We start from the raw sequence: 3440 nt of genomic DNA, 5'->3' as shown, positions 1-3440 counted from the left end.
TCTGTGGCTCCACATGGTGGCGCACCTGCTGCGGTTGCTGCGGGACGAGCCCGTGAAGCCGAAGCGGGAGATCCTGCCGACGTCGCTGGTCAAGCGCGAGTCCGCGCCGTAGGCCGGAACCGGGCGGAACGGGCGCGAACGGGTCGGACCGGGCGGGTCAGCCCAGGTCGTAGCCCTGGGCCGGCACGGCGTTCGCGCCGATCACCCGCGCCAGCGCCCGGCCGCTCCGCTTCACGGTCCGCACCTGCGTCCCGTAGTCCACGTGCACGATGCCGAACCGCTGGCTGTACCCCGCCGCCCACTCGAAGTTGTCCAGCAGCGACCACGCGAAGTACCCGCGCACGTCCACCCCCGCCTCCAGCGCCGCGTGCACCGCCCGCAGGTGGTCGATCAGGTACCTGGTCCGCTCCTCGTCAACCACCTCGCCGTCCACGACCCGGTCCGGGAAGGCCGACCCGTTCTCCGTGACCACCAGGGGCACGGCCACGTCCCGCCCGAGCCGCTCCAGCAGGGCCGTGAACGACGACGCCCGCACCTCCCACCCGAACCCGGTGACCTCGCCCCGGGGCGGCAGGAACTCCACGCCCCTCAGGCCCGGCCACGGCCCCTCCGCGACCACCGACGGGTCCGCCGCCGAGGCCACGCGGGTCGGGCTGTAGTAGTTCACGCCCATCCAGTCGACGGGCTCCGCGATCGCGTCCAGGTCGCCGGGCCGCACGACCGACGTCCAGTCGCCCAGCCACGCGGTGTCGGCCACCACGTCCTCCGGGTAGCCGCGCCCGGCCAGCGGGTCGAGGAACAGCCGGTTCTGGAGGCCGTCGACCTTGCGGGCCGCCTCCTCGTCCTCCGCCAGCGCCGCGCAGAAGTTCAGCACGATGGAGAACCGGTGGTCGGCGGGCGCCTGGGCGCGCATCGCCCGCAGCGCCAGCCCGTGCCCCAGCAGCAGGTGGTGCGCCGCCTCCAGCGCGCCCTTCGGGTCGACCACGCCGGGCGCGTGGACGCCGGCGGCGTAGCCGAGGAAAGCCGAGCACCACGGCTCGTTCAGCGTGGTCCACTCCCGCACGCGGTCGCCCAGGCGGGCGTGCGCCAGCGCCGCGTAGTCGGCGAACCGGTGCGCGGTGTCGCGGTCGCGCCACCCGCCCCGGTCCTCCAGCGCCTGCGGCAGGTCCCAGTGGTAGAGCGTCACCACGGGCTGGATGCCGCGCCCCAGCAGCTCGTCCACGAGCCGGTCGTAGAACGCGAGCCCGCGCGGCTCCACCGGGCCCGACCCCAGCGGCTGGATGCGCGGCCACGCCAGCGAGAACCGGTACGAGCCCAGGCCCAGCGACGCCATCAGCTCCACGTCGGAGGCGTAGCGGTGGTAGTGGTCGCACGCCGGGTCGCCCGTGTCACCCCCCAGCACCGCGCCGGGCCGGGCCGCGAAAGCGTCCCAGATGGACGGTCCCCGACCGTCCTCCGCGGTCGCGCCCTCGATCTGGAACGCCGCCGTCGCCGCGCCCCAGGTGAAGCCGGGCGGGAAGCGCAGCAGGCCGACGTCGGCCGCCGGGTCCGTCGTGGTCACCGGGAAGTTCACCGAGAGATTCACCCCTTCACCGCACCCTGCATGATGCCGCCGACGATCTGGCGGGCCAGCAGGATGAAGATCGCCACGACCGGCAGCACCGCGAGCGACGCGCCGGACAGCATCAGCGAGTAGTCCGTGTAGTAGCCGCTGGCCAGCGTCGACAGCGCCACCTGCACGGTGGGGCTGTCGTTCGGGTCCAGCACGATCAGCGGCCAGAAGAAGTCGTTCCACGCCGTCATGAACGTGAACATGCCCATCACCGCCGCCTGCGGCCGCACGGCCGGGAACGCCACGTGCCAGAACGTCCGCAGCACGTTGCACCCGTCCACCCGCGCCGCCTCGACCAGCTCGTACGGCACCGACTCCTCGCACGCCTGCCGCATCCAGAACACCGAGAACGCGCCGATCAGCGCGGGCACGATGACCGCCTGGAGCGTGCCGTACCAGTCGAGGTCGGACATGAGCATGTAGAGCGGGATCACGCCGAGCTGCGTGGGCACCATCGACGTGCCGACCACGACCAGGAACAGCGAGTTCCGGCCGCGGAACCGCAGCCGCGCGAACGCGAAACCGGCCAGCGTGCCCAGCACGACGTTGCTGATCGCCACCGTGCCCGCGACCACCAGCGAGTTCTGCATGGCCAGCCAGAAGTCGACGGTGTCGAAGACCCGCGTCAGGTTCTCCACCAGGTTGCCGCCCGGCACCAGCGACGGCACCGCGTCGCCGAGCGCCGAGTTGTCCTTGCTGGCGATGAGGAACGAGTAGTACAGCGGGAACACCGACGCGAGCAGCACGACGACCAGCAGCGCGTAGGCGAGCGGGCCCGCGTGCGCGACGGAGAAGCGCGACCTCCGGCGGGGGACCCCGCCGGACCCGGCGCGCGGCGCTTCGCGGGACCCCTCGCGGGTCCCGGGCGCGATGACCGCCATCAGCCTCACCCCTTCGACGCGATGCGCCGCGTCACCGCGAAGTTGACCAGTGCCACCACGAGCACCAGCAGGAACAGCACCCACGCGATCGCCGACGAGTAGCCCGCGTCGAACAGCCGGAAACCTTTTTCGTACAGGTACATCACCAGGGTCTGGAACTGCCGGTCGTCACCGCCGGTGCCGGTGGCCGTGCCGCCCGGGTCGAACAGCTGCGGCTCGACGAACAGCTGCATGCCGCCGATGGTGGACACGATGACGGTGAACAGGATGGTCGGCCGGATGCTGGGCACCGTGATCGACCAGAACACCCGCCAGCGGGACGCGCCGTCGAGCATCGCCGACTCGTACATGTCCTTGGGCACCGACTGCATGGCCGCCAGGTAGATCAGCGCGTTGTAGCCGGTCCACCGCCACATGACCATGGAGCTGATGGCCAGGTGCGAGGCCCACGTCTCGGCGCGCCAGTCGACCGGGTCGACCCCCACCAGGCCGAGCAGGTGGTTGACGATGCCGAAGTCGCGGCCGAACAGCTGCGCGAACACCAGCGCGACCGCGGCGACCGAGATGACGTTGGGCAGCAGCACCCCCGCCCGCCAGAACGCCCGGCCGCGCAGCCCCCGGTCGAGCAGGGCGGCCAGGCCGAGCGCGGCCAGCAGCTGCGGGACCGTGGACAGCAGGAACAGGCTGAGGGTGTTGCCCAGCGCGTTCCAGAAGTTCTCGTCGGACAGCAGCTCGGTGTAGTTGGCCAGGCCGGTGAAGCCCTGGTCGCCGTCGATGAGCTGCCAGTCGTGCAGCGAGACCCACGCGGTGTAGAGCAGCGGGTAGAGCCCGAAGACGCCGAACACCACGAAGAACGGCGCGACGATCAGGTACGGCGTGTACCTGGTGTCCCACCGGCCCAACCGGTTCCGCCACGACGTCCGCCCGGCGGGGGGGGGGGCGGGGTG

General features: G+C 71.9%; 3 protein-coding genes. All 3 read right to left on the bottom strand.

Translation table 11 applies throughout. The features are described from left to right. Positions 1-157: 157 nt before the first annotated feature. The 3 genes from ACFV4N_RS41585 to ACFV4N_RS41575 are packed head-to-tail and all read right to left on the bottom strand — an operon-like array spanning position 158 to position 3395. The gene (locus ACFV4N_RS41585) at positions 158-1525 is read right to left on the bottom strand and encodes a GH1 family beta-glucosidase (protein ID WP_499678199.1); all 1368 of its coding nucleotides are present in this window, start codon (positions 1523-1525) and stop codon (positions 158-160) included. Positions 1526-1581: 56 nt separating this feature from the next. Then, positions 1582-2493: a carbohydrate ABC transporter permease gene (locus tag ACFV4N_RS41580; RefSeq protein ID WP_499678197.1), complete on the bottom strand. Its 912-nt coding sequence runs from the start codon at positions 2491-2493 to the stop codon at positions 1582-1584. A 5-nt stretch (positions 2494-2498) separates the two neighbouring features. Continuing rightward, a complete protein-coding gene (locus ACFV4N_RS41575) occupies positions 2499-3395 on the bottom strand; it encodes a carbohydrate ABC transporter permease (protein WP_499678198.1) in 897 nt (298 codons plus the stop codon). Positions 3396-3440: the final 45 nt, after the last annotated feature.

Source organism: Actinosynnema sp. NPDC059797 (genome assembly GCF_042732085.1).
GTDB lineage: Bacteria > Actinomycetota > Actinomycetes > Mycobacteriales > Pseudonocardiaceae > Actinosynnema.
The sequence above is the reverse complement of the archived record's forward strand: the minus strand, read 5'-3'. Positions and strand labels throughout refer to the sequence as shown.

Bases quoted from the DNA above. Each gene is read 5' to 3' on its own strand.
- ACFV4N_RS41580 (WP_499678197.1), bottom strand. From the start codon at position 2,493: ATGGCGGTCATCGCGCCCGGGACCCGCGAGGGGTCCCGCGAAGCGCCG.